Genomic DNA, 26,667 nt, shown 5'->3' with positions numbered 1-26,667 from the left:
AATAGGGAATAGGGAATAGGGAATAGGGAATAGGGAATAGGGAATAGGGAATAGGAAAAAAGTATTTTTGCGAATATTGAGATGCACCTAATTCAGAAAATCATACTTTCATTAATTGATAATGGATAATTATTTTTGTTTTCCTAGGCGACATGAATGCGGAGAATTCCGTCAGGAAAATTTTGCGGAAAGCTTTCCACAATAACTGCTGATAATTGCTATATTTTCAGAAGACATCTCCAATAATAAGAAATAAAATCAATTATCGTACATATAGCAATCCTCTAATATATTTGTGTATAAAAATCTTACCGCTTTTAGGGAAAAGCTCCAGAAGGCAACAGGCAACAGGCAGGAGTTTCAGTTTTTTTTGATCTACTTTTTGATTACCCGCAACCTATTTAGCGTTGCTATAAATAATAAATTGTTTCCCCCTGCTCTCTACTCCCTCTTTTCTGGAGATGTCTAGAAATTACCTCAAGTTTTCATAAGGAAATTTACCTTTTTTAGGGTCAAACCACTGCTGTAAAAGTTGGGTATTTCGATCACTAGCAATAGTCAGATCGACAAATTTATCCCAGTCTGGATTTTCCAATGGCAAAATACAACCATAATTTTCAAAAGTAAACGGAATTTTTGGAATTAGTGTAAAATCATTGAGATTTTTATTTTGTTGCCAAACTGCTCCTAATAACAAAATACCGTCACTAGCAATAGCATCAATTTTCCCCTCAGATAATTGATTAATTCCTTCTGCTCTATTAGAAACTTCTTGCCAATTTGCATTCGGATAAATAGGTCGAAATTCCTCTTCAGTTGTTGTGTCTTCTAATAAACCTATTGATATTTGTCCTCTAGCACCTTTGAGTGGATCAAACCTTTCTGCATCTGTTTTTTTTACTAATAATTGAATTCCTGTAGTGAAAAAAGGAATGGAAAAATCTACTACTTCTTCCCTAGCATTATTAATAGTTGTAGCAGCACAGACAATATCTAGTTTCCCATCTTCGATTAATTTAAAACGGTCTTCTAGAGATATTTTTTGCAAGTCTAGTTTAATTTTTTTACCCAACTCTTCCTCTAGACGTTGATGAATTAATTTAATTAATTCAACTGAATAACCTTCTAATTGATTGGTTTGATTGTTAATATAGCTAAATGGAACAGCATCACTTCTGACTCCCGCTTTTAATACACCCGTTTTTTGAATTTTCTCTAATACAGTTTCTGCCAAAGTTGGCAGAGGAAAACTAATAAAAAATATAGTGATTAAATAGCTAATTATTTGATTTAAACAGGAAACAGTAAGCAGAAAGCTGGAAGAAGATGAGTTAATCATAAAAATCAATATTAGGAAATAATTTTACAATTTTTGTTTTAGGGAATAGGGAATAGGTAGGTCTAATTAAACGTTAAAAAAATTGTAGGGGCGGGTTTAACTGAAAGGTTTGATATTTCCGATATAGTCCATTAAACCCGCCCTAAACTTGTTCCCTTTATTTATGCTCACCTACTTAATTCAGGAAACAGGGAATATAAAAGAACAAAAACAACTTGACCTCAGTAACTTGAGCAACACTATAATATAGGAAAAATAAAAAAATATTGTACCTTGTTAATATCAGGAACGGTTTAATAGTAAGTAGGTACACAAAATTAATTACCGAATAATTAAGGTTTAAAGCCTCTCATAATCAAGGAGAAACAATGAATTTATTTTCCTTTTATTCAATCCTCTTCCTTTTATGGAGAGGTAATTATCAATTATCCATTATCAATTATCAATTATTGAAACATCTATAAAATCTGAAGTATTTGCATTTTCAAGTTCCTAGATAATTAGAATAGGTAAATAATTTGATTTAGGTAGTTATTAAAAAAAGAAACTTACAAATATTTTAAGCTAGGAATAAACCAGAGAAAATAATCAATAAAAAAACAAGAAAATAGTATATTTTTTTACCTCAATCATATCAATGATTTTATACGCACGCAATATACTCAAGGTTTTCTATTTATATAAAAAATTTATCCAACTGATATAAGTATAAAAATTTGCTTTTTGATAAATATATTAATTTGGTTTAAAATTCTAGCGTTTAATTATATCATACCTGAGAATAAAATTTCTTGATAATTAGTTACAATTTGCTATTTAATCAGGGATTAAGATTAAAAAATCACCAAAAAACTGCTTAGGAGATAAGACAATGGCAAAGGTGATTTTTTATGAAAAACCAGGCTGCAAAAACAATACGAAGCAAAAGACTTTGCTAGAAGCAGCAGGTCATCAATTAGAAGCTCATAATTTGTTGAAGGAAGCTTGGACAAAAGATAATTTACGTTTATTTTTTGGCGATCGCCCAGTAGCGGAGTGGTTTAATAAAGCTGCTCCAAAAGTTAAATCTGGAGAAGTAGTTCCTGAACAAACTGATGCCGAAACTGCCCTAACAATGATGGTAAATGAACCATTATTAATCCGTCGCCCTCTAATACAAGTAGGCGATCGCCGAGAGGTGGGATTTGATGTTGAACTTGTTAATAATTGGGTTGGTTTAGAAGCGGTAGATGAGACTCAAAAAGCAAAAAGTGAGGAGTTGATGAGTCAAGACTTACAAACTTGTCCAAATAATCATCATCATTAGAGTTTAAAAAAACCTATTTTTATCTCTAAATTTGCCTAATCTCTCGTTAGCTAATTTTCTAGCGGGAGATATTCTCATTGTTTGTTAATGTACTTAACTTACAGCGCTTTTCAGATGAATAAACCACAATGTTTATCCTATTAATTATTGTTGGTAAAAATTAACCTATTTCATATTATGTAGATTTTTTAAAGGTTTTTGAGTAGGTACACCAACTGGACGGGGATAATTTATTGGGGTTTTACCTACTTTTCGTAAAGATATACAATTACGAATACTATCACTTAGAGGAGTTTTTAACTCCTCAATAGTCTCTATTTTTCCTCCTAAAATTTTGACAACTTCTGGTAAATTAGCTTTTTCATCAGTTGTGAAATTTCCCCGATATAAAATTGCAATCCCACCTATTTTTAATAATGGTAAAGCATATTCAGCACAGACTACTGTAGGTGCAACAGCTCTCAAAAGAGCAATATCATAAATTTCTCTATATTGAAATAGACGACCAATTTGTTCAACTCTGTTAGTTATAGTTAAAGCATTTTTAATTTTTAAATCTGCTAATGTAGTTTGGAGAAAATTAATTTTTTTGCGGGTTGAATCTAATAAAGTAACTACATATTTAGGTAAGGTAATTGCAACTGGTAATCCGGGAAATCCAGCACCTGTACCAATATCAATAACCTTTTTTTCTTCTTGCCAACTTATTTGATTTTCTAAGATAAACTTAATACCTCTGAGAGAATCCCAAAGATGTTTTTCCCAAAATTCTTCGGGATTAGTAATTCTAGTTAAATTTAACTTTTTATTTCCTATAATAATTAACTCATAAAGTTTCTGAAATTGTTGTTTTTGTTGTGCTGTTGGCTGCCAATTTAATGTTTCCTGCCAAACAGAATCCATTTCTGGCAAGATGTGTCTATTATTGTGAATATTCATGTTGAGGGAATAAGCAAGAATAAAACAAAAGATTCGATTTATTTGATTATAAGGTGAGGCGTAGCTATAAATATCTATAATCAGCTTTTTGCTCATCGGATTATGAACAAAAATAAAATAAAAAGTCAAAAATAGATAAAAATAAGCCTTTGATAAATTTCAAGCATAAGCCATTTTCGTTTATACTTATCTGATAGCCTCAAAAATATTCAACATAATAGATATTAGAAGTAAATACTATAACGATCTAGTTTTTATGACTATAGAAGTATATACAACAGAAGCAGCATTTTTGCTTAATATATCGACAGGTAGACTGCGAATACTACTTCAACAAGGCAGAGTAGTAGGTGCTTATAAGGTTGAAAGGTTATGGATGATTCCTCTTAACAACCGAGGAGTACCAGAAATTATACCTGGTCGTCGAGGTCCTGAAGGAACCTGGAATAAGGCTGAACGTACAGGCAATACTTTTGTTCATGTTCTACGAAAGACTATTGACTATAACCGAGATAATAAAACTTCTTATCCGGCAATTGCTGTAAAAGTTGGAGATAAAAAAGATTATTGCCACGCCCTAAAAATTGATGGACCTTGCCAAATAGTCTATCAGCCACACCAGCCTAACAAAAGTCAAGCAGGCGGTGCCCGTCTGTGGATTGAGGTTGAGCCACAACATCAAGTAGAACGAATTTATTTTTCAAGAGGAGATTACGGTCCGCCCCCGGAAGTGACTCAGCAGAGGCAAAAGAAGAAAGAAAAAAGTAAAAAGTCTTCTCAGAAGAAATGTTTGATAAAATCACAATCTTAAGTTATTTATCCTTTCTTTGAGACCCTATACTCCCCTGCCCTCCGCCAGGAATAATTCTTTTTCGTCAGAGAATATTTACAACCCTATATTTTTGGTTAACTAATCCTAGCAAGATGTAGGAGATTTCAAAGGATACTATTTTTCTAAGCGTGACAATAAATTGACCCTGCCACCTTCCCCACACTCCCCACCTATTACCTATTCTCCATCCCCTATTCCCTATTCCCTTTTTTACAAAGTTGACGATCGCTCTCTTGAACATGAGGATTGGTCTGTAAATAATCACAGACCCAACTACAACCTTTCTCTAACAAATCATCCAATGCCAAATTCCACAAAATCACAGTTTTATCTCTACTACCAGAAGCTAACAACTTACCATCAGGACTAAAACTTACACTCATCACACTATCTTTATGACTGCTCAAAGTTTTTAATAAACTACCATCATAAAGACTCCAGAGCTTAATTTTACCATCATAACTAGACGAAGCAATTACCTGACCATCTGGACTAAAACTCACACTGGTAATACTATCACTAGCACCTTTTAAAAAAGTTTTCAGTAACTCACCATTAATACTCCAAAGTTTTACCGTATTATCAAAACTTCCTGTAGCGATCGCCTGACCATCTGGACTAAAACTTACTGCTAAAATCCAACTTTTGTGGGCATTAATAGTTCTTAGCAGCACACCTTTATCAGTCCATAGTTTCACCGTACCATCATCGCTAGCAGAGGCGAGCATTTTACCATCTGGACTAAAACTCACACTACTAACCCATTCCTTATGTCCAAATAAAGTTTTCAGCAACTCACCTTGACGGTTCCACAACTTTACCGTTTTATCTTTGCTACTAGAAGCAATAATTTGATTATTTGGACTAAAGCTGACACTCATCACATGATCGGTATGTCCCATAAGATTGATATTTTGGGAGGTAAAATCAGGGGAATGATAATTTGTATTCAAATTCCTATCAAAACAAAAAGTTTCTATTGACTTTGAGAAACATCCTAGTCTACTAGAAACTTTGACTTGACTATCAAGGTTAATGTCAACCAAACTGCGATATTTTTCTGACTCAAAAGACTGATGTGGCAGTAGGGAAAAATTTATGCGAAAAAAGGGAATAAATTTCTTCAAAGGGACAAGACAAAAATTACCCACCCTCACAAAACAACTTAACTTACTAGCAAAATCATCTTTAATTTTTCCCTCTTCCCTGAAATATAATTTGCTTTTCTGATTCTGAGGAGAAAAAAGCTGATTATATTGGTCATAAGGTTGCCAATGTTGAGGAGCATCAAGTAATTCCCAGTTCCAGATTTTCTCTGGAGAATTGAAGTACCACAATTTTACTGTTTTGTCGCGGCTACCTGAAGCAAGAATCTGACCATCTGGGCTAAAACTTACACTTGTCACTCTCTTAGTATGCCCTCTGAGAGTATTAACTAACTTACCTGTGCGACTCCACAGTTTAATAGTATTGTCTTCAGATGCAGAAGCTAAGATTTGACCATCTTGACTGAAACTTACACCAAAAACTCTGAGTTGATGTCCTTTCAGAACATTCAGAGAACTATTTTTGAGACTCCACAACTTAATAGTTTTGTCATAGCTAGATGAAGCCAGAGTTTGGCCATCTGGACTGAAACTAACCTGAGTAACTATATCTCCATGACCCGAAAAAGTTTTCAAAAGGGTTCCATCTAAGTCCCAAATTTTGATGGTTTTGTCTTTACTGGAGGAAGCTATTGTTTTCCCATCAGGAGAAAAGCTGGCACTAATCACTTGTTCTGTATGTGCAATTATTGTCTTTTTAAGAATTGGTCTGTTTCGCCAAAAACGCCAAATTTTGATTGTTTTATCCCCACTTGCTGTTACCAAACTTTTACCATCAGGAGAAAAATTGACACTATTGACACTGTAGACTGGCGTACTCTGATTTCGATCTCCATGTTGTAAGGTTGCCAAAAGTTTACCATTGAGATTCCACAATTGTAATTCCCCATTTCTATTACCAGCAGCAATGATTTTTCCATTAGGACTAAAGCTAACCCATTGGATAGCTGCTTTGGTTTTAATTGTTCTCAGTAGTACACCTGTTTTGCTCCAAATTTTGATAGTTTTGTCTAGTGAGCCTGATGCTAATATTTTGTTATTGGGACTGAAGTCAACTGTTAATACTGATTTACGATGACTCTTGAGAGATAGAGGTTTCTTTTCTAGTTGCTGAAGATCCCAGATTTTCACTGTCTGATCGTCGGAAGCTGAAGCTAAATATTTGCCATCTGAACTAAAGCTAATTCTGCTTACTCCATCTGTATGATCTGTTAAGGTTTTTTGTAATTTGCCATCTCGACTCCATAATTTAATAGTTTTATCTGCACTAGCAGAGGCAATTAAGTTTCCTTCGGGATTGAAAATGACACTCCAAACTACATTACCATGTTCTTCTAAATGGTTATATTCGCTAACTTGATAAACTGCTTGCTGAAGAGAGGCTGCAATACGATATTCTGTATCATTTGATAGGTTATTTTCTCCTAATAATTGTTTAATTTTTTGCCATTTTTGACCTGCTCTGATACTTTCTATCAGAGCATCAAATTTATAACCTGAGAAAAATAATGCTTCTGAAACAGCGGTCATACTATTAATATCTGCCCGATGTTTTTCAGCAGTTACTACTTGTTTTTGAAATATTGTTTTCTGTCAAAAACCTAGTGTAGCGATGGTTGATAGTGACATTAATATAATTCCTACAATTGCTACTGCTAGTTGTCGTTTTAATACTATATTTAGTTGAGCTTGGCTAATTATTCTATCTGTTTCTGCCTGATTCTTTGCGATTTCAGATTGTTTTATTTCTAGTTCAGCCTGGTTTAATCTTTCTTCTAAGTTAAACCTTTTACGGATTGGTTTGACTATATAATCGTGAACTAGCTGGTAGTGTTTTTCCTGGAACTCTTTGCGGATAAATAATAATCCTGAATCTATTAATATTTCTAAAATTCAGTGAATCTGTTATCCACAAAACTAGAGGAAAACGGAATTTTTTCCTAAATTCATCTCTGACTTGATTAGTAGAAGTTAGTAGCTCATTTATCGCTTCTACTTTTTCTAAGTCAAATATCATTATTGCTGGTGGTTCGGGAAAATTTTCTAATTGGGATACGTTTAAAGGTTTATTGAGCCTGATATTATAGCAGTTTTCATGTTTTTTAGAGTACAGAGATTTGGGTTTCAAGGAATAAGGAAGAAGTAATGCAAGTCATGAAGTGAAAATCGCTATAAATATTACTAAAAGTCGTCTGCCTTGATTTTAAAGTCTATTAAATTCATTTAATGTCCTTAAGCTCTAATACCAATTCCCATGCATTAACGCTATACTTAGATCAAACTTCAGTTATTAAATAATTAAACTAAGGTAATTACTTTATTGTTAGTAGGAGAGTTCTTAGTTTTAGCAGTAATTTTAGCAATTCCCACAGATAATTCTGCTTCTGTTGAAAGTTCTATGGGAGTTTGTAAAACTTCTGATACTTCAGTAAATAGCTTTTGGAAGTAACCTGGTTTAATTTTTATTTTCGTTTGTTCCATACTTTCGCTGACTTGACGAGCGATCGCCAGCAAAATATCACTAATATCTACATCTCCCATATCTAAGTCTTCAGAAGACTCGAAGTAAACAACGTGATATCCATGTTTTTCTAGTTTATCTTTTAGTCGAAATAATTCAGTGGACTTACCACAACCGATATGTCCTGTAAAGAGTTGACAAGATGGCTGATTTTCAGATAAAAGTGTTATGGTCCTTTCTAACTTTCGGATAATGTCACTACCCCTGACGCTGGCAAAATCTATGTAATATTGTTGATCTTCAGGGTTTCCTACTATTAGAGTCTTGCTAGGGTTACAAGCCTTGTAAAATTTAATTAGGTCTAGTTCACTCAACACTTCTTTTCCTAATATATATAAACAAAGTAGTATTGTGTAATATTGTTGAGTGTTATTTTCCTGGATTCTTTTAATCTGGGCAAGAGGTATGTCAATACTTATGGGTCAAAGCATCAATAAATTATTACCCTAAAGGAAATAGAATGTATACCATTTGGTATCAATGCCAGTGATTAAGTTTTTTGAACAGGAGTCAGGAGATTGAGAGGGGTATATAGAATCCATTTGGGATCTATTTAGAATTTATAGATGGGGAGTGTGAAGAGTGTGGGGAGATGAGGGCGTTTTTCTAACTTTTTCCCCTCTGAGTATTTCTCAATCTCCTGACTTCTGTAGGGGTGATTTCCGTTTGTCATGCTCCTAAGGCACGCGTTTACGTTTGCAGAGCATTCCGAAGGAAAGTATTCCGGAACGGAAATCACCCCTACTCCTGAGGACTGAGCCAAAAACTCGCAGCTTTGCAGAGATACGCTTAGGGCTTCTATAGAAAAAAGGATGTACATAGTAATGGTATGGGGAGTGTGGGGAGTGTGGGGAGTGTGGAGAGTGTAGCGAGTATAGAAAAAAAATGTATATTTTCGCCATTACTATGCAGGACTATAGAAAAAAGCTTAAAAAATACTCATATTTTCCCCATATGCTCATATTCTCCTTCTCTTTTTAAATAGATTTCAAATGGCTTATATAAACAGAGAAGACAATCAATTAGATGATTTAGAATAAACACAACTTTTATTCCCTATATAGAACCCCTGAAGGTATTTATTTTTTTATACATGATGGGGGTGGGGAGTGTGGGAAGTATGGTCCGGGTGGGGAGATGGGAGCCGCTTATTCTACCTTTTTCCCCCTCTGAGTATTTCTTAATCTCCTGACTTCTGTACGGGCGTTAACGATAGTTATGCGAAGCTAACGGCCGTTTCGCGGAGCGACATGAAACGCCCCTACGAGGACTGAGGAATGAGCAAAAAACTCGCAACAAAGCCCAAGATACGCTTAGGGCTTCTATAAATCATTTGAAAGAGCAAAAAAATCAATATAGCGTTTTTCAGTAAGCGTGAGGTACACTTTATCTCTTTCTTCCCTGTTGCTTGTTGCCTGTTGCCTAAAGCCTAGAATTTTATACCTCACGCTTTTTGGGAATTCCTATACATAGCATTTCTCACTCTTTCTGAGGTAAAATTGTTTTTCTCCTACCCTACTCCCCATTTCCCCATTTCCCCATTTCCCCATTTCCCCATTTCCCCATTTCCCCATCTTCCCTAGTCCCTAGTCCCTACTGCCTACTCCCTAAAACCAAGGAATTTTGTACCTCACGCTTCTTGGGAATTGCTATATTTCTAATTGAGAATAAAAAAATATGTAATTAAATTATATAATAATTATCCTGAAAAAAAAGATAATTTTTCAGGATATTAATTAGTAAATAATACCACTTATCAAACATTTATACTTGAAGGTAAAAACTAACTTATACTTTATTGTTTTTTAATATTATTTTGAATAAATCTTACGAATAATAAGCACTATTAATAGAGTTTATCGGAAATGTATAGCAATCTTATGTGAGTTGTAAGATTTTAGTGCTAATTATGAGTCAGGAGTCAGGAGTCATAATATAATCAGAATATAAAAGGATTAAGGATTTTAGTTCATCTTAAATGTTCTTTAATATCTCATAAATCATTCCTAATTGCTATATATTTAAGGGTTGGGGAGAACTTACGAAATAAAAAATGGTATCAAATCTATTAATTATGACTCCTGAATTCTAAGAAATAGCCTAGCTATTTGTACCAAACATTTATAAATTTGTATCACACCTAATACCTTGTTTGAGGATATTTAGCAAACTTTTTGATATTTAGTATAAATTAAGTAAATGGCTAATAGTATTGGATCGGTTTCTCAATCAGATTTAGCGAGTCGGCGACAAACATTACGCCGTCAACGACGTTTAAAATTAGTAATTATAATCTGGCAAATACTAGCAGTTAGTGGTTTAGCATCAGGTCTACTATGGGCAATTAGTCAGCCAATTTGGCTAATAACTAAACAAGAACAATTAACTGTAGAGGGTAATCAATTGCTTTCAGACAGAGCAATATTATCTCTAATCACTTTAGATTATCCTCAATCTCTTTGGGGAATTAAACCACAAATATTAGCTCAGAATTTAGAATCACATAGTCCAATTGCTAAGGCAAAAATTAGTCGTCATTTATTTCCTCTGAGTTTAAGGATAGAGATTACAGAAAGACGCCCTGTAGCAATTACTCAATTCAAAAGCAAGGTAGGAAATGGTAACTCACAAAAAATGGGATGGTTAGATGCTTATGGCAACTGGATACCTCTAGAAAGTTTTTCTGCTCTAGAAAGAACTGGATCTTTACCTACTCTAAAAGTAATTGGTTTTACTGAACAATATCGTCAATATTGGCATCCTCTATACCAAAGTTTAAGTCGTAGTCCTGTTAAAGTATTTGAGATTAATTGGGAAGATCCAGGAAATTTAATTCTGACAACTGAGTTAGGATTAGTACATCTCGGACAGTATAGTTCTCGATTTAGCGAACAATTAAATGTCTTAGACCAGATGCGAGAATTACCGAATAAAATTGATATTCGGCGAATGGCCTATATTGATCTAAAAAATCCACAATCTCCTTTAATTCAGTTACCGAATAAATCTAGAGCAATTAAAATTCAGTCAAATTAAATCTATAAAAATTTCTAATTTAAAAGTATTTTGAGAATTAGCCTTGAGTTACAAAAAAACTCTAAGGTTAATTTAATCCTATTTTTTTTCAAACTAATAAAATAGTTATCAAAGGTGACTAATGGTAATCTTCAGAAAACTTTCAATAATTAATAATTACCTCTTCTGTAATAGAAGGATTGATTAAAAGGAAATTTTTTTCCCCTGTAGGGCGACAGGCCGTGGCACAGTCAAGGATAAGCTTTAAACCTTAATTTTTCGGTAAAAATATATCAAAATTTTATTAAAGACGCTTCTGTATTAGGAAAGTTCCCAAAAAAGCAAAACGAATAAACAAATGAATAAACATAGTTCGGTTGTTGGATTATAGTGCAACATATTTTAGAATATGATTGATTAATCTCTGCCAAGAGCTATCCTGGTAAGCTATAAACTAACTTAGAGTAAAAAAAACTGTATATCTACCATCCCCAATAATGATAGTGAATAATCAACAAGGGGTCAATAATGAAAGTCCCCAATCTCAAGGACAAGGAAGTTTTCCATTGCCAAAAAAAGTCTCTAATCCATTTCGTAATAGCCCAGGATTGTATGGAGAACAAGATTATGACCCCAAAGGTATAACAAAAGAAGAATCCAGGAGTGATGATATCGTGCCAAGCAATGCGGCAAAAATCAAAGTAATTGGTGTGGGAGGGGGTGGCGGCAATGCTGTTAACCGAATGATTGCTAGTGAGGTCTCTGGTATAGAATTTTGGACGGTTAACACAGATGCCCAAGCCTTAACTCTGTCCCATGCTCCTAAACGCCTACAACTTGGACAAAAGCTGACAAGAGGCTTGGGGGCAGGGGGTAATCCTGCTATTGGGCAAAAAGCGGCGGAAGAATCTAGAGATGAAATAGCTAATGCTTTAGACCATCCCGATCTAGTGTTTATTACTGCTGGAATGGGAGGCGGTACTGGTACTGGTGCTGCTCCAGTTATTGCTGAAATTGCTAAGGAGGCAGGGTCTCTAACAGTAGGGGTTGTGACTCGCCCTTTTACTTTCGAGGGACGACGCCGAATTACTCAAGCTGATGAAGGAATTACTGCTCTACAAACTAGAGTAGATACTTTAATCGTAATCCCTAATAATCGCTTGCTATCTGTTATTAATGAACAAACTCCTGTACAAGAAGCTTTTAGAATTGCAGATGATATTTTGCGTCAAGGTATACAGGGGATTTCAGATATTATTACTGTGCCGGGATTAGTAAATGTTGACTTTGCTGATGTTAGAGCAGTTATGGCTGATGCTGGTTCGGCGTTAATGGGAATTGGTATGGGGTCTGGTAAGTCTAGGGCAAGGGAAGCAGCTAATATGGCAATTTCTTCTCCTTTGCTTGAGTCTTCTATTGAAGGAGCAAGAGGAGTTGTGTTTAATATTACTGGTGGTACTGATTTAACCTTACATGAAGTTAATGCTGCTGCTGAGATTATCTATGAAGTTGTCGATCCTAATGCCAATATTATTTTTGGGGCTGTAATTGACGATAAACTTCAGGGAGAAATCAAAATTACTGTCATAGCTACTGGTTTTAGTGGGGAAGTACAAACTCAACCTACCCAGGAAAAGGTACAACCAAGAAGACCAGTAACGAATCCTACTCAAACTCCTACTCAAACTACTGAGCCACAGAAAAAATTACCAGGATTAGATATTCCTGACTTTCTGCAAAGGCGACGCACTCCACCTACTAATAGATAGTTCATTAATGGATAATTACCTCTGATTAAAACCGTAACAGAATTGAATATAAGGAAATATTATTTCTTTTTCTCCTTTATCCTTAAAATAACAGGCTTTATACCTTGATTTTTCGGTAAGATGAAAGCAAAAGAGATTTCTGGATATAGAAAAGGAATAGGGAATAGGGAATAGGGAATAGGGGGATAAAATTGTTGGTTTTATATTAAAACTAATAAATCTAAGTTCCTATACAAAATTAATTACATATTCTATTAACTTCCTGTTGCCTTTTACTTGTTTCTTGTTGCCTGTTGCCTGTTCCCTCTCTCAACTAGGAAATTCCTGAAAGCACTACTATTTATTATATCAATTGTTATGGCTGATTTGATGGCATCAAGTATTCCTGTTGCTTTGACTATTGCTGGTTCTGATAGTGGCGGTGGAGCAGGTATTCAGGCAGACTTGCGTACTTTTGCTTTTCATTGTGTTCATGGTACAAGTGCTTTGACTTGTATTACTGCTCAAAATACTTTGGGGGTAAATAGGGTTGATGCTTTGTTGCCAGAGGCAGTTAAAGCACAAATTGAAGCTGTTGTTAAAGATATAGGTGTCCACGCGACTAAAACAGGAATGTTACTGAACCAAGAGATTATTTTGGCTGTAGCTGAGGTAGTGGAAGCTTTAAGTTTAAAACAATTGGTGGTAGACCCAGTAATGGTTTCCCGTGCAGGTGTTCGGTTGATTGATGATTCGGCGGTGGTAGCTTTACGGGATTTTTTACTACCAAAGGCCAGTATTGTTACTCCTAATATTTATGAGGCTGAGATTTTTGGGGGTTTAGATATTAATGATATTAATGATATGCAACTGGCAGCTGAGAAAATTTACAATTTAGGGGTAAAGACTGTTCTGGTAAAGGGGGGCGCTTTGAAAAATAATTTTCGAGGAGCAGATGTTTGGTTTGATGGTGAGCGTTTTGAAATTTTAAGAACTGCCACAATTGAGACTAATAATACTCATGGTACTGGTTGTACTCTCTCAGCAGCAATAGTAGCTAATTTAGCCCAAGGAAAAGATTTATTTTCTGCTGTTAAATTGGCTAAGGATTATGTCACAAATGCTTTAAAATATGCTTTGAAAATTGGTCACGGTCAAGGCCCTGTTGCACATTTTTTCCCTTTGTTATTAAACATTTAGAGTAGTTTGTAACTTGATGAGTTAAAGAATTTTGCTGGAGTAGGGAATAGGGAATATAAGAAATTTGGACAGTTATGTTAAGATAACTCTATCTCATCAACCTGAAATAAAATTTAATTAATTAAAATAACCGTTTTTGATGGCGACAAGAAAATTAGTTAAATAGTTAATGTTATTAGTCAAAATTATTCTAATTCCAAAACATCATAAATTTGCAGAAAATGGCTATTTGTAAATTACTAACTATCAGCCATTTCCAGCAAAATAACAACATATATTTATCTTCTTGCAGCCCCTAGGCGATAGTAGCGATCGTGATGCCAGCTATATTTTTTACTGCTGTCTTCTTCCAAATCTGAAGAAGATGCTTTTTGAGTTTCTTCTACAAATAAAGGAGTTGAGTTTCTCAGAAGATCTCTTTGTACTGCAGCAAAAGCATGACGTACTCCTGCAACAATCTGCTTTTGATAATCTTCTTCTGCTTTTTTTGTTTGGAATTTCCAACCTTCCTTACTGGAAGCATATAGGGGCGGAAGACGATTCAGAGCATAAGTTTCTACATCAGCTCGCTTAATATATTTGGCTAACTTTTGAGGCAGTAAAGTAATTTGACGATTTACTTCATCTGCTACCATCTGTTCCATAATATTTATATATTTATTTTTAGAATTAACTAGCATAATTATTTTCCTCTCTCTTTCTGATATACTTTTTTTTTGACTGAAATTATAGCTGTTTTAACCTTAAGTTTATGATTAGAATGCCTCAATTAATTAATTAATTTATTTATTTCATTCAAATAACTACTACTATATAGTATTATTATTCTTTAGAGAGTAGAGATTTGATTATTAGGAAATAACAGTTACGATTAAGTCTTCTATCTTTTTAATATCTTGGTTGCCAGCTAAATATCCAATGCCTCGATGCAAATGCAGTCTAAATTGGGTGGCCAAAGTTTCTTGCTCTATACCTATTTCGTCATTATAGCAACGTTGCTTAAGAGCTAACAATAATATGTCAGAAAATTTCCCGCCAAAAATTCTCCATGTTAATTCTAAATTGCTATCAGCAGGAATTGGCACTGGAGAGGGAATACTTGATTCTGCTAAAGAACAACAGAATGCCCAACGGCAAAGGATATTCCACTGGTCAATTTTAGTATTACGTTTAAGCTTGCTTAACTGTTCTTTGGCTACTTGAGAAAGTCGTATTCGTTCAATTGGTGGTTCCATAAAAGGTATTAGATATATAGCGTTTTTATCTGGGATGTGGAAATTGAGTGCTATTAAAAAGGGAATAGGGAAGAACGGAAACAGCATTAAATAGTAGCTTTCCACAAAGATTTTTTGGTACTCAATAAGCGTGCTTTTTTCTTACAAAACACTTCAATATTTATTGATGGCTCCAATAAGTTATTTACCGAAATAATTAATAATTAAACCATTAGATCATTCACGCCTTTAAGCCTCCCCTTTCAAGGGAAAAAAAATAGATATTTTCCTTATTCGTCAATCCTCTCCCTTTTAGGGAGAGGTAATTATCAATTATCAATTATCACTTATCAATTAATGAACTGATATTTATTCAAAAAATATAGCAATCAAATGTGATAATTTTAATATTCTTTGTTCCTTCAAAGTCGACAATATCTCATAACTAAAATAAGATTGCTATATTTAGATACTATTGATACAAATCAACATTTATATCTTTATATCTATAGTTAAAGTATTTTACTACTATATTTAAGTATAACCTAAACTTAATCTGTCAATCCTAAACTTTTGTAACAAATTAAGTATATGCTTAAAACCTACATTAATACTGGAAAACTTTGCAGATAAAGTATATCAGCAACCCTCAGAAAATTTGCTAGACAAAATAAGGTTTTTATATTTATAGCAATCTAATCTAATTTAATTTCTGAACAGAACTCCTTAATTTTTCCTAATTTCCCAAAAGTTACAGTTAATTCCAAGCATAATAAATATAAATATGAAGACCTCGCCCGATTGGGCGGGGGTTTAAATAAACCTTTGTAGCACAGGCATCTTGCCTGTAATAGCTGTGCCTCATGCTATCTGGAAATCCGCTGTATCAAATTATTTCGTATTTTTCTCTATTCTCAGTAATAGCTTTTCCCTTTTTTCATTAATCCTAGTTGAAATTTAAAATGAAAATACTATATAGCGTTTCTCAAGCTTATGAGGTACACAAGCTCTTTAATTTCTTTTCTATTCCCTGTTCCCTGTTCCCTGTTCCTTGTTCCCTAAAACAAACGAATTTTGTACCTCACGCTTCTTGGGAATTGCTATATACCGACTGACAATGAGATTACTAATGGTAGTTATTTGGAAAGGTTGGAGAAAACAATTTCTATGGCAATAGCAGAAAAAAATATTTTAAATATCTGTTAAAATTAGTGCAATTGATAAATTTTGCATAGTAAATGTTAATTTCAAATTTACATAATTTTTTGACTTATCCTATTAATAAAAAATCGTATCAAGGGGTGATATTTTGGTTTAGTCTTAGCATTACTTTTGCTATGGTTTATGGTTTTTTGGCACTGAAAAAAGCTTTTGTTAGTAGTCTTAGTGTTCAAGATGATGCTAGACAACATATTTTTTGGATGCAACGTTTTTTTTATCCCGATTTATTTCCTAATGATCTAATTGCTGACTATTTTCAGTCAGTTGCTCCAGCCGGATATACTTGGCTTTATAAAAGTGCAGCATTTATAGGAATTAATCCATTTATTTTAGCGAAAATTATTCCTTTTATTTTAGGTTTAATCTGCACCTATTATATTTTTAGAATCTGTTTGGAAATTTTACCAGTTCCTATGGCAGGATTTATTGCAAGTTTGGTAATGAATCAGGCTATTTGGATGAAAGATGATGTTGCTTCGGCGACTCCTAGAGCTTTTGTTTATCCTTTTTTTCTGGCTTTTTTATATTATTTAATTCGTGGTAATTTAGTCAGGATGGGGATAGCGATCGCTTTGGTGGGATTATTTTATCCACAGTATGTTTTTGTGGGTTCTGGAATGTTAATTTTGAGGTTAATTTGCTGGAAAGATAGCAGGCTTCAATTATCATTAGAAAAACAGGATTTTTTACTTTCTGGAGTTGGTTTAAGTACGGCTTTTTTGGTTTTATTACCTTATGCTTTAAGTTCTTCGGAATTCGGACCTGCTATTAGTCGAGAAGCGGCGATGAAGTTAAGGGAGTTTTATCCGAATGGAAGGAGTACATTTTTTCATGTTCATCCTAAAGATTTTTGGTTAACTGGCAAACGTAGTGGTATGTTTCCTAAGTCTTTATTTACTCCTGCTACTCAATGTGCGGGGTTATTATTGCCGTTTTTATTGTCTTTTGGTTCTGCTTTTCCTTTAATTAAAAATATTACGAGTCGTATTTGGTTATTGGTGCATTTATTACTGTCTTCTTTGGGAATGTTTTTTATTGCTCATGCTTTACTTTTTCGACTACATCTTCCGAGCAGATATACAGGGTTAAGTTTCCGCATTATTATTGCTTTGGCGACGGCGATCGCTCTGACTTTGATTATTGATTTTTTGTTTGATTGGGCGGAAAAGATAGAAAAGTCTGCTATTAATTTTCGGGCTATTATTTCTTTGGTTTTAACTGGTTTAATTCTGGCTTCTTTAGTTTTATATCCTGCTTTTGTGAAGGGTTTTCCTCTGGTTAAATATAAGGTGGGAAGAGCTACAGATTTATATGATTTTTTTCGAGAACAACCTGATGATATTTTGATTGCTTCTTTGGAGGAGGAGGCAAATTTATTGCCTACGTTTGCTCAACGTTCTATTTTGTTGGGTAGGGAATATGCTATTCCTTATCAGGTTGGTTATTATAGTCAGTTTCGCCAACGTGTTATAGATTTAATTGTTGCTCAATATAGTTCAGATTTAATGGATGTGAAAAGTTTTATTCAAAGGTATGGGATAGATTTTTGGATGTTACATCGTGGTGGTTTTACGCCGGAATATGTTGAGGATAATAGTTGGTTAATGCAATATGAATCTGCAAAAGAGGCGGTTACTTTTTTGCGGTTGGGATATATTTCTGCTTTGGCAACGACTATACCTATTTGTACTGTTTTTCAGAATGATAGTTTATTTGTTTTGGATGCTAATTGTATTTTGGGGAAGGGAGTAGGGAGTAGGGAGTAGGGAGTAGGGAGTAGGAGTTTGGTCTCCAAACCCAAGAGTTTAGTAGTGAACTGTTTTATCTAAAATTATGCAATGGCAAATTTTTAAGATACAACTTTCTCTTGCCACAATGGAAATTCATTTTCTTCAGCACCCCGGCAGAGGTGATGGGTAGTGAAAATTTCCTTCTATTGCGTATAGAGCAATAGTTGATTCATTTTCTTCAGCACCCCGCCAGAGGAGATGGGTAGTGAAAATTTTTCTTCTATTGCGTATAGAGCAATAGTTAATTCATTTGCTGAAGCACCCAGCCAGAGGTGATGGGTAGTAAAATTTTCCTTCTATTGCGTATAGAGCCATAATTAATTCATTTCTTGAAGCACTCCGCCAGAGAAAATGGGTAGTGAAAATTTTCCTTCTATTGCGTGCGTATAGAGCAATAATTAATTCATTTGCTTAATCACCCAGTCAGATTTAGATGAGTAGTAAAAAGAAACTCGTTAATCCATCCGTACATCCGTGGCCAAATTCGTGTCTAGCTTTTGATGGAAAATTTAACACTTATCGCACCATTTTAGCTGTGTCTGTCTACTACAAGATAGGTAAAACTTACCCTAAATATTCTCGAAATGGTTGCAAAATAATTCCTAAAATTTTATCAACTTCTTTGACGTAACTGATAACTGATAACTGATAACTGTATAAGCGATCGCCTCCATATTCTTGAATGACTTTTTGAATTATTTCTCCATATTTTTCTACTTTATCCATTGTTCAATTTTATCTTTTTCTGGATGATAAATAATTAATTTAATCTGCTGATTTTTAATTACAAGTTGAATTAACTTTAGTTTAAAAAAGTCTTCATAAGTTGTCTTAGGAACAGCTAAATATAATTCACGTTCTGGTTCTTTTTGATTTAATACGGTTTGATAATTAATAAATTGCCCTAATGCTTTGTGAAATTCAGAAATTGGCGAATTACTAATAAAACTTTTCTCTTCAACAGCAATTTTTTCTCCTGCTGAAAGAGCAGTAATGAGTTTCTCTGCACCTAGATTGATATAAATTTCTACTTCACCAAAATCTAAATGTAAAGAATAATTTGTAATTATCCATCCCTCTTTTTCTAATCCTAATTTGACAGCATTGTGAAAAATATCTTTAGCAGGCATATTTAGTGATTAGATTGAAAAAATAGTAGTTAATTGAGTAGTAGACTGTTTTATCTAATAGCCCGGGTTTTTTTCAGGAGCTTCATAGAATGACAATGTTCGCGGTTTTCCAATCAATAGCAATGGATGGAAAGACTTGATGAGAGAATAATCAGTATTTGTGGGAGGCTCCAAAAGATGAAAATATTTCTGGATATTGTTCCTCAGAAAAATTCCTGAATATTTGACTGTCTTTTACCAAGGAAATTAGGTTGAATAAAAAGTCATGCGTATAGGCGAGTAACAAAATTTAAATTTGATCGTATCAAAATTTTGGTGAGGATGCAAGGGAAAATTCTTTGAGGCGCGATTTTTTTTTCGGAAGCTTCATAGAATGAAAATGTCGTTTGCTTTCCACTCAGCAGGAATGGATAGAAAGATTTGACGAGGGAAAAAATCTTTGCGGAGCTTCACAAGATGAAAATATTCCTGGTATTGGGGGTTGGTGATTTTAGCTATGATTCTGTTTTAATAGCGATCGCCTAGATGTAGATAAATAGTGGAATTTTCTACTATTGTGTAGGTCGCAATAGTAATTGCATTTTATGAAGCTCCTGCCGGATGTAGGTGGGTAGTGGAATTTTCTCTACTATTGCGACCTACGCAATAGTATATTTATTTCCTCAAGCACCCCGCCAGAGGTGATGGGTAGTGAAATTTTCTACTATTGCGTATAGAGCAATAATTAATTCATTTCTTTAAGCACTCTTAAGCCATAATGATTTTGATAAATAGCTAGGGAAGCGTAGCACACCAATCAAAATATTTGGCAGAGGTGGTGCGTTACATTTAATTAACGCACCCTACAAGATGGCTTAAATTAATTATTTAAACATTCAAAAAAATCTCAGACAACTCTAAATCAAAGCCGCCATCTTCACATCATTAGTTGCTAATAACTCCTGTAACTCATCAGAGTCTACAGTCTCCTTATCAACCAACATTTCTGCCAACTTATCCAAAACATGACGGTTGCCTACTAAAACTTCCTTCGCACGACGATAAGCTTGGTCTACCAAATTACGAACCTCATCATCAATAGCAGCAGCAGTTTCCTCAGAAAAATCTCGTTCCGACATAATATCTCTACCTAAGAACATATTACCATTCTGACGACCAAGAGCCACAGGACCGAGGCGATCGCTCATCCCAAAGCGAGTCACCATCTGGCGCGCTACACGGGCGACTTGCTGCAAGTCATTAGAAGCACCAGTTGTCACCTCTTCATCACCAAAAACAATTTCCTCAGCAAGACGACCACCTAAAGCAACTGCCATTTGATTTTGGAGATAAGCGCGGGAGTACAAACCAGAGTCCATGCGGTCTTCACTAGGAGTAAACCAAGTTAAACCACCAGCTCCACCACGAGGAATAATACTAATCTTCTGTACTGGGTCATAATCAGGCATCAACGCTCCAACCAAAGCATGACCAGCTTCGTGATATGCTACTAATTCCTTACGCTTTTCACTCATTACTCGGTCTTTCTTTTCTGGACCAGCTAATACCCGGTCAATAGCATCATTAACTTCGTCCATAGAGATTTCTGTTAAGTTGCGACGAGCTGCTAATATAGCACCTTCATTCAATAGATTAGATAAATCTGCTCCAGTAAATCCTGGTGTCCGACGGGCAATTTTTTCTAAGTCTACATCTTTGGAGAGACTCTTACCACGAGCATGAACGTTGAGAATTTCTAGACGACCTGCATAGTCGGGGCGGTCTACTACTACTTGACGGTCAAAACGACCGGGACGAAGTAGGGCAGCGTCTAAAACGTCGGGACGGTTAGTAGCAGCAATAATAATGATACCTGTGTTGCCTTCAAAACCATCCATCTCGGTGAGTAGTTGGTTGAGAGTTTGTTCTCTTTCGTCGTTACCACCACCTAAACCAGCTCCTCTTTGACGACCTACTGCATCAATTTCATCTATAAATACGATACAAGGAGCGTTAGACTTGGCTTGTTCAAATAGGTCGCGGACGCGGGAAGCACCTACACCTACGAACATTTCTACAAATTCTGAACCGGAGATGGAGAAAAATGGTACTCCTGCTTCTCCAGCAACTGCTTTGGCTAATAGGGTTTTACCTGTTCCGGGAGGTCCTACTAATAGTACGCCTTTGGGAATTTTGGCTCCTATTGCTGTGAAGCGATCGGCATTTTTGAGGAAGTCTACTACTTCGGTTAGTTCTAGTTTTGCTTGTTCGATACCTGCTACATCACCAAATGTTACTTGGGTTTGAGGTTCCATTTGAACTCTAGCTTTGGATTTACCAAAGTTCATTGCTTGGCTGCCTGGTCCACTTTGAGCGCGACGTAGTAGGAAGAATAATCCTACTAATAATAGGATAGGGAAGAATAAACTGCTTAATGCTCTGACCCAGAAACCTTCTTCATTCTGAGGCATTACTTCTATATTTACCTTGTTTTGAGTGAGAATGTTAATTAGGTCAGGGTCATTGGGTAGGTTAACTAGGACTACGGTTCCATCAGCTACTTTTACTCTGGCTACTGTCCGGTCAGCGGTTATACTGACTTTATCTACGTTATTGCTTTCTACTTGCTGAATGAATTGACTGTATTTCCAGGTTTCGCGAGTTTGGGGTTGTTGATCGAAGAATGCTGTTGCTAGGGCTATGACTACTATTGCTAATAGGGCATATAGGCCAGCGTTTCTCCACCTTTTATTATTCACAGGGGTTGATCCTCCTAGTTTTTTATGGTATGGGGACTATATTATTAATCCTGTTATATTAACTTATGTTAACTTATTTCTCATATAATACCACAGTCCTAACCATAGCGCTACGGGGAATTCATTAATTGATAATTGATAATGGATAATTGATAATTGCCTCTGGTTAAAACCGTTACGGAATTGAAGATCAGGAAATATAGCAATCCGCGCATAGGTTGCGGGTAATTAAAAAGTAAATAAAAAAGTTGAAACTCCCACCTGTTACCTATTCCCAGTTAAGTGTGCCCTAAAAAGCAGTAAGATTTTTGCCACGAAGATATTAGAGGATTGCTATATTATTTCTTTTTTTCCCCTTAAAAGGGGAGGCTTTAAACCAGAATTATTAATAATTCGGTAAGAAGTAAGCACCTACACAGAATTGATTTCTTACTCTAATTCTCTGGAACTCTTGTAGTAAAAAGGTTTCAATTTGGAAAAATGTGTAATTAATTTTGTATATCTGCTTAATACGACTTTGAAAAAAGAATGCTACAAAAAGGTATATCTCGCTCAGATATGCTTAAAAATAGCTGCTCCAATTTATTTAAGATAGTTATTTTTATCGTTTTCCACTTTATTTTTTATGTTTACCCATTCTTGCTTCTTCTTTCTTAACTTTACAATAGGATTGCTATATCTGAAAAAAAGTTATCAAAAACTGGCTGGGGAGTTTTCTATAATTCTGAGAGAGAGGAAAATGATAGAGGAATATTTGTTTTGCAAAATCAAGGATTTAAACCCATATATTTTTATGGGTTATTAGCATCTCAAAGATATAAAATTTGTACTTCAATTTTTTTGCTAAGAGATGACTTATTGTTGGATTTAAAATTACCAAGCTAAAAAAATCTTGTTTGGGTATTTATCTTGGTTAAGGTGAGGCAATGACTAAAAGAGAAAATAAAAATCAAGGTAGTCAAGATAATCAGATTTTGGCTTGTTATGAAGCTATTAAGAATCAACCTTTTTCTGTTGAAGCTTACCATAAATTAGGGGATATCTGTTATTCCCAAGGTCAAATTGAAAAGTCTATTCGTTCTTACAAGATAGCAATAGAATTACAACCAGATTTGGCAATAGTTTATGCAAAGTTAGGCAAAATTTATTCTCAAAAAGGTGAACTACAACAGGCGATCGCTTACTATCAAAAAGTTATTACACTTGAACCACAGTCGGCAGATATATATTGGAGTATTGGTCATATTTTAGAGCAACAAGGTAGATTATTTGAAGCTAAGATTTATCAGCAAAAAGCATTAGAAATAAAGCCCGATCTAATTAGAAATTCATTTGCTTTGAATCAGCTCGATCTTAAACTTACTTCTTACTTAACTTGGGAATATGGATTTTTTATTGAAGCTGGAGCGAATGATGGGATAAGTCAAAGTAACACTTTATATTTTGAGAAGTATAAAAATTGGCAAGGTATTTTGGTAGAAGCAATACCGGAGTTAGCAGAAAAATGTAGAATTAATCGTTCTCAGTCAGTGGTAGAAAATTATGCTTTAGTTCCTTTTGATTATGATCGAGATTATATAAAAATGTACTATTGTAATCTTATGTCTTTTGTTGATGGAGCTATCAAGTCAGATGAGGAAAAAAAAGTTCACTTAAAAGCAGGTTGTCAAGTTCAAAATATTAATCATAGTTATGAAATAAATGTACCAGTAACGACATTAACTGCAATTCTTGACAAGTATCAAGTTAAAAATATAGATTTGTTTTCGTTGGATGTTGAAGGTTTTGAATTAGATGTATTGCAAGGTATTGACTTTGATAAATACCAACCAAAATTTATGTTGATAGAAGTACGTTATAGAGATAGAAAAGCAATTGATTCTTTTTTAAGACCTTTATATGAACCTGTTGCAGTATTATCTAATTCTATAAATCAGACTCTACCGGAACGGTCTCATCAAGATATTTTATATAAAGCGAATTCATTAATGGATAATTAGAGAATTAGATAGAAAATTAGAGATTTAAAAAACTCTTTCATTTGGGTATTAATTATTAATCGTTCATATTACCTATAAAGGAAAAAAAAATAATTGAGAGATTTCCCAATAATTAAAAGTTTTCAGCATTCAGCGGTCAGCTATTAGCTTTTTTACCTATAAAATCAGCTATCAGCTTTGTTGCCTATACAGGAGGAAAAATTAATTGAGATATTTCCCAGAATTAAAAGTTTTTAAGAAGTCAGCACTCAGCTATAGCAATCCTATTTTATTCGTGTCAAAAATCTTACTGTTTTTTAGGCAACAGCTCCAGAAAGCAACAGGGGAGAGTTTGAATTTTTTTTATTTACTTTTTGATTATCTGCCGCCACCTATGCGCGGATTGCTATATAAGCTATCAGACCTATAAAAAGGGAAAAAGTAATTGATAAATTTCTCAAAATTAAAAGTTTTTAAGAAGTCAGCACTTAGCTATAAGCTATCAGCTTTATTACCTATAAATGAGGAAAAAGTAATTGAAATATTTCTCATAATTAATACAACCAAAACTGATAAAGTATGGAACTATTAGAGTCGCTATTGAAATCACAGAACTGCAAAAAAATATTTAGCTAAACTGTATTGATTCTATCAACTCATCTACTTTTATTTGTCCTTATTCTTTCTTCCATCTTCCTTTTTTATTCTTCCTTATTGAACTAAAAATGACTGAATTTCAATTAACAACTCCTGTAGTTCTAATTATATTTAATCGACCAGATACAACAGAAAAAGTATTTGAGGCAATTCGTCAAGTAAAGCCTCCTCAATTATTTGTAATAGCTGATGCTCCTCGCCCTGATAAACCAGGAGAAGTTGAGAAGTGTATGGCAGCAAGAAAGATAATCGATCGGGTTGATTGGAAGTGTGAGGTTTTAACTAATTATTCTGAGATAAATTTAACTGGTAAGCGAAGAATTCCTAGTGGCTTAAACTGGGTTTTTAGTATGGTTGAATCAGCAATTATATTGGAGGATGACTGTTTACCACATCCGACTTTTTTTCGGTTTTGTGAAGAGTTATTAGACAGATATAATCATAATGAAAAAGTAATGGCGATATCTGGAGACAACTTTTTATTTGGAAATAAATATACAGAATATAGTTATTATTTTTCTCATTATTTTCATGGTTGGGGTTGGGCAACTTGGCGACGAGCATGGCAAAATTTTGATGGTGAAATAAAATCCTGGCCTCAACTTCGAGACAGTAATAGGTTAAAAGGTATTCTCCAAAATACTCAGGCAGTTAGATATTGGTCAAACATTTTTGCCAAGAGTTATGAAAGTTATTCTGCTTGGGATTATGCTTGGCTATTTTCTGGTTGGAGTAATGATAAATTAACAATTCTGCCTCAAATAAATTTGGTTTCTAATATTGGTTTTGGTCTCACAGCTACTCATACTAAAGATGTAAATAGTAAGTTTGCTAATATGTCTGTGGAGGAAATGATTTTTCCTCTTGATCATCCTCCTTCTATTATTCGTAATATTCCAGCAGACGAGTTTACAGAAAAAACAATGTTTAGTGGTAGTTTACAGGTTCAAAATATTCATTGCCAAGTTTGTGGTTCTATATCTCAGAAGTTTGATACTGCTAAGGTTTTAAATAAATATAATGTTGACTATTTTCAATGTTCTAATTGCGGGTTTATACAAACGGAAAATCCTTATTGGTTAGGTGAAGCTTATAGGGAAGCAATTGCTAGTAGTGATGTGGGTTTAGTATCTAGAAATCAAAATTTTTCTTTGATTACAGAAAATTTGATTCTTAATTTTTTTAATGCTAATGGTAAATTCCTAGATTATGGTTGTGGCTATGGTTTGTTTGTTCGGATGATGCGTGACTTAGGATTGGATTTTTATGGATATGATAAGTATTGTCAGAATATTTTTTATGAAGGATGGGAAGGAGAAATAAATGGGGATAAAAAATATGAATTAGTCACAGTTTTTGAAGTCTTTGAACATTTCATAAATCCTCTGGCAGAAATTGAGAAGATACTGGAAAAAACTAGAAATATTTTATTTAGTACGAAGTTATTGCCTCCTAATAATCCTCGTCCTAATGATTGGTGGTATTATGCTCTTGAGGAAGGTCAGCATATTTCTATTTTTACTAAAAAAGCATTATCTATAATTGCTCAAAAGTTTAAACTTAATTTATTTTCGGATGGGGAATCTCTACATTTATTAACTGAGAAAAATTTATCAAGTTCTGAGTTTTTCAGTATCTTTAGGGTGGGTAGATATAAACCTGAGAAAAGGAAAGAAGCTTTAACTGAGTCAGACCATGAAAAAGTTACAGAAAGAAAACAAAAAGCTCGGCAGCAACTAACTGAGGTACACTATGAAAATATTGCAGAAAGAAAACCGAAAAATCGGCAGCAATTAACTGAGGTAAATTATCAAAATGTGGCAGAGAGAAAACAAAAAGCTCGGCAGCAAATAACTAAGGTAAATTATGAAAATATTGCAGAAAGAAAACCGAAAAATCGGCAGCAATTAACTGAGGTAAATTATCAAAATG

Annotated in this window: 17 protein-coding genes and 1 pseudogene; 8 read left to right on the top strand and 10 right to left on the bottom strand. The window is 34.3% G+C overall.

Features of this window, described 5'->3' with window-relative positions:
* Positions 1-472: 472 nt before the first annotated feature.
* On the bottom strand, positions 473-1,234 hold the full coding sequence (locus ACP6PK_RS01205; RefSeq protein ID WP_210407606.1) for an amino acid ABC transporter substrate-binding protein: 762 nt from the start codon (positions 1,232-1,234) through the stop codon (positions 473-475).
* 976 nt (positions 1,235-2,210) lie between these two features.
* Here ACP6PK_RS01205 and ACP6PK_RS01200 point away from each other — a divergent pair.
* On the top strand, positions 2,211-2,645 hold the full coding sequence (locus ACP6PK_RS01200; RefSeq protein WP_426557052.1) for an ArsC/Spx/MgsR family protein: 435 nt from the start codon (positions 2,211-2,213) through the stop codon (positions 2,643-2,645).
* A gap of 165 nt (positions 2,646-2,810) precedes the next feature.
* On the opposite strand, the gene rsmG is transcribed toward ACP6PK_RS01200, so the two are convergent.
* The gene (gene rsmG / locus ACP6PK_RS01195; RefSeq protein WP_426557051.1) at positions 2,811-3,584 is read right to left on the bottom strand and encodes a 16S rRNA (guanine(527)-N(7))-methyltransferase RsmG; all 774 of its coding nucleotides are present in this window, start codon (positions 3,582-3,584) and stop codon (positions 2,811-2,813) included.
* Between the two features lie 256 nt (positions 3,585-3,840).
* On the opposite strand from rsmG, the gene ACP6PK_RS01190 reads away from it, so the two are divergent.
* On the top strand, positions 3,841-4,395 hold the full coding sequence (locus ACP6PK_RS01190; protein WP_094674412.1) for a hypothetical protein: 555 nt from the start codon (positions 3,841-3,843) through the stop codon (positions 4,393-4,395).
* 212 nt (positions 4,396-4,607) lie between these two features.
* On the opposite strand, the gene ACP6PK_RS01185 is transcribed toward ACP6PK_RS01190, so the two are convergent.
* From ACP6PK_RS01185 to ACP6PK_RS01175, 3 genes and pseudogenes are all read right to left on the bottom strand, one after another.
* The gene (locus ACP6PK_RS01185; RefSeq protein WP_426557048.1) at positions 4,608-7,052 is read right to left on the bottom strand and encodes a WD40 repeat domain-containing protein; all 2,445 of its coding nucleotides are present in this window, start codon (positions 7,050-7,052) and stop codon (positions 4,608-4,610) included.
* Positions 7,053-7,311: 259 nt separating this feature from the next.
* Positions 7,312-7,650, bottom strand: a complete 339-nt coding sequence (locus ACP6PK_RS01180) for a hypothetical protein (RefSeq protein ID WP_426557046.1) — start codon at positions 7,648-7,650, stop codon at positions 7,312-7,314.
* A 200-nt stretch (positions 7,651-7,850) separates the two neighbouring features.
* Positions 7,851-8,357: pseudogene (locus tag ACP6PK_RS01175) on the bottom strand (ATP-binding protein); the annotation flags it as partial.
* Positions 8,358-10,242: 1,885 nt separating this feature from the next.
* Between ACP6PK_RS01175 and ACP6PK_RS01170 the strand changes: the two are divergent.
* From ACP6PK_RS01170 to thiD, 3 genes are all read left to right on the top strand, one after another.
* Entirely contained in the window at positions 10,243-11,079 is an 837-nt protein-coding gene (locus ACP6PK_RS01170) for a cell division protein FtsQ/DivIB (RefSeq protein ID WP_426557044.1), read from the top strand.
* A 476-nt stretch (positions 11,080-11,555) separates the two neighbouring features.
* Positions 11,556-12,827, top strand: coding sequence for a cell division protein FtsZ (gene ftsZ, locus ACP6PK_RS01165; protein ID WP_094673481.1), 1,272 nt, complete (start codon positions 11,556-11,558; stop codon positions 12,825-12,827).
* A 357-nt stretch (positions 12,828-13,184) separates the two neighbouring features.
* Complete coding sequence (gene thiD, locus ACP6PK_RS01160; RefSeq protein ID WP_426557042.1) at positions 13,185-14,006, top strand: bifunctional hydroxymethylpyrimidine kinase/phosphomethylpyrimidine kinase; 822 nt, start codon at positions 13,185-13,187, stop codon at positions 14,004-14,006.
* Positions 14,007-14,284: 278 nt separating this feature from the next.
* On the opposite strand, the gene ACP6PK_RS01155 is transcribed toward thiD, so the two are convergent.
* A complete protein-coding gene (locus tag ACP6PK_RS01155; RefSeq protein ID WP_094673480.1) occupies positions 14,285-14,686 on the bottom strand; it encodes a late competence development ComFB family protein in 402 nt (133 codons plus the stop codon).
* A 171-nt stretch (positions 14,687-14,857) separates the two neighbouring features.
* Positions 14,858-15,241, bottom strand: a complete 384-nt coding sequence (gene dndE, locus ACP6PK_RS01150) for a DNA sulfur modification protein DndE (protein ID WP_094673479.1) — start codon at positions 15,239-15,241, stop codon at positions 14,858-14,860.
* 1,217 nt (positions 15,242-16,458) lie between these two features.
* Between dndE and ACP6PK_RS01145 the strand changes: the two genes are divergently transcribed.
* Complete coding sequence (locus tag ACP6PK_RS01145) at positions 16,459-18,207, top strand: hypothetical protein (protein WP_426557039.1); 1,749 nt, start codon at positions 16,459-16,461, stop codon at positions 18,205-18,207.
* A 588-nt stretch (positions 18,208-18,795) separates the two neighbouring features.
* Here the strand turns inward: ACP6PK_RS01145 and ACP6PK_RS01140 are convergent.
* The 3 genes from ACP6PK_RS01140 to ftsH3 all read right to left on the bottom strand — a co-directional run bounded on the left by ACP6PK_RS01140 (position 18,796) and on the right by ftsH3 (position 22,099).
* On the bottom strand, positions 18,796-18,957 hold the full coding sequence (locus tag ACP6PK_RS01140) for a hypothetical protein (protein WP_426557037.1): 162 nt from the start codon (positions 18,955-18,957) through the stop codon (positions 18,796-18,798).
* A complete protein-coding gene (locus ACP6PK_RS01135) occupies positions 18,945-19,361 on the bottom strand; it encodes a XisH family protein (RefSeq protein ID WP_426557035.1) in 417 nt (138 codons plus the stop codon). The genes ACP6PK_RS01140 and ACP6PK_RS01135 overlap by 13 nt, the downstream gene beginning before the upstream one ends.
* 896 nt (positions 19,362-20,257) lie before the next feature.
* Complete coding sequence (gene ftsH3 / locus ACP6PK_RS01130; RefSeq protein ID WP_426557033.1) at positions 20,258-22,099, bottom strand: ATP-dependent zinc metalloprotease FtsH3; 1,842 nt, start codon at positions 22,097-22,099, stop codon at positions 20,258-20,260.
* A gap of 926 nt (positions 22,100-23,025) precedes the next feature.
* Between ftsH3 and ACP6PK_RS01125 the strand changes: the two genes are divergently transcribed.
* Together ACP6PK_RS01125 and ACP6PK_RS01120 are read left to right on the top strand one after the other, a co-directional pair.
* Positions 23,026-24,099, top strand: coding sequence for an FkbM family methyltransferase (locus ACP6PK_RS01125; RefSeq protein WP_426557031.1), 1,074 nt, complete (start codon positions 23,026-23,028; stop codon positions 24,097-24,099).
* A 704-nt stretch (positions 24,100-24,803) separates the two neighbouring features.
* Positions 24,804-26,667 (top strand): bifunctional glycosyltransferase/class I SAM-dependent methyltransferase (locus ACP6PK_RS01120; RefSeq protein WP_426557029.1); only part of this gene is annotated, 1,864 nt, incomplete at its 3' end.

It is taken from the genome of Dapis hubbardiae BLCC-M172 (assembly GCF_050016015.1).
Lineage (GTDB): Bacteria > Cyanobacteriota > Cyanobacteriia > Cyanobacteriales > Microcoleaceae > Trichodesmium.
The sequence above is the reverse complement of the archived record's forward strand: the minus strand, read 5'-3'. Positions and strand labels throughout refer to the sequence as shown.

Bases quoted from the DNA above. Each gene is read 5' to 3' on its own strand.
- ACP6PK_RS01190 (WP_094674412.1), top strand. From the start codon at position 3,841: ATGACTATAGAAGTATATACAACAGAAGCAGCATTTTTGCTTAATATA.
- ACP6PK_RS01170 (WP_426557044.1), top strand. From the start codon at position 10,243: ATGGCTAATAGTATTGGATCGGTTTCTCAATCAGATTTAGCGAGTCGG.
- ACP6PK_RS01185 (WP_426557048.1), bottom strand. From the start codon at position 7,052: ATGACCGCTGTTTCAGAAGCATTATTTTTCTCAGGTTATAAATTTGAT.
- ftsZ (WP_094673481.1), top strand. From the start codon at position 11,556: ATGATAGTGAATAATCAACAAGGGGTCAATAATGAAAGTCCCCAATCT.
- thiD (WP_426557042.1), top strand. From the start codon at position 13,185: ATGGCTGATTTGATGGCATCAAGTATTCCTGTTGCTTTGACTATTGCT.
- dndE (WP_094673479.1), bottom strand. From the start codon at position 15,241: ATGGAACCACCAATTGAACGAATACGACTTTCTCAAGTAGCCAAAGAA.
- ACP6PK_RS01135 (WP_426557035.1), bottom strand. From the start codon at position 19,361: ATGCCTGCTAAAGATATTTTTCACAATGCTGTCAAATTAGGATTAGAA.
- rsmG (WP_426557051.1), bottom strand. From the start codon at position 3,584: ATGAATATTCACAATAATAGACACATCTTGCCAGAAATGGATTCTGTT.
- ACP6PK_RS01145 (WP_426557039.1), top strand. From the start codon at position 16,459: ATGTTAATTTCAAATTTACATAATTTTTTGACTTATCCTATTAATAAA.
- ACP6PK_RS01140 (WP_426557037.1), bottom strand. From the start codon at position 18,957: ATGGATAAAGTAGAAAAATATGGAGAAATAATTCAAAAAGTCATTCAA.
- ACP6PK_RS01155 (WP_094673480.1), bottom strand. From the start codon at position 14,686: ATGCTAGTTAATTCTAAAAATAAATATATAAATATTATGGAACAGATG.
- ACP6PK_RS01200 (WP_426557052.1), top strand. From the start codon at position 2,211: ATGGCAAAGGTGATTTTTTATGAAAAACCAGGCTGCAAAAACAATACG.
- ACP6PK_RS01125 (WP_426557031.1), top strand. From the start codon at position 23,026: ATGACTAAAAGAGAAAATAAAAATCAAGGTAGTCAAGATAATCAGATT.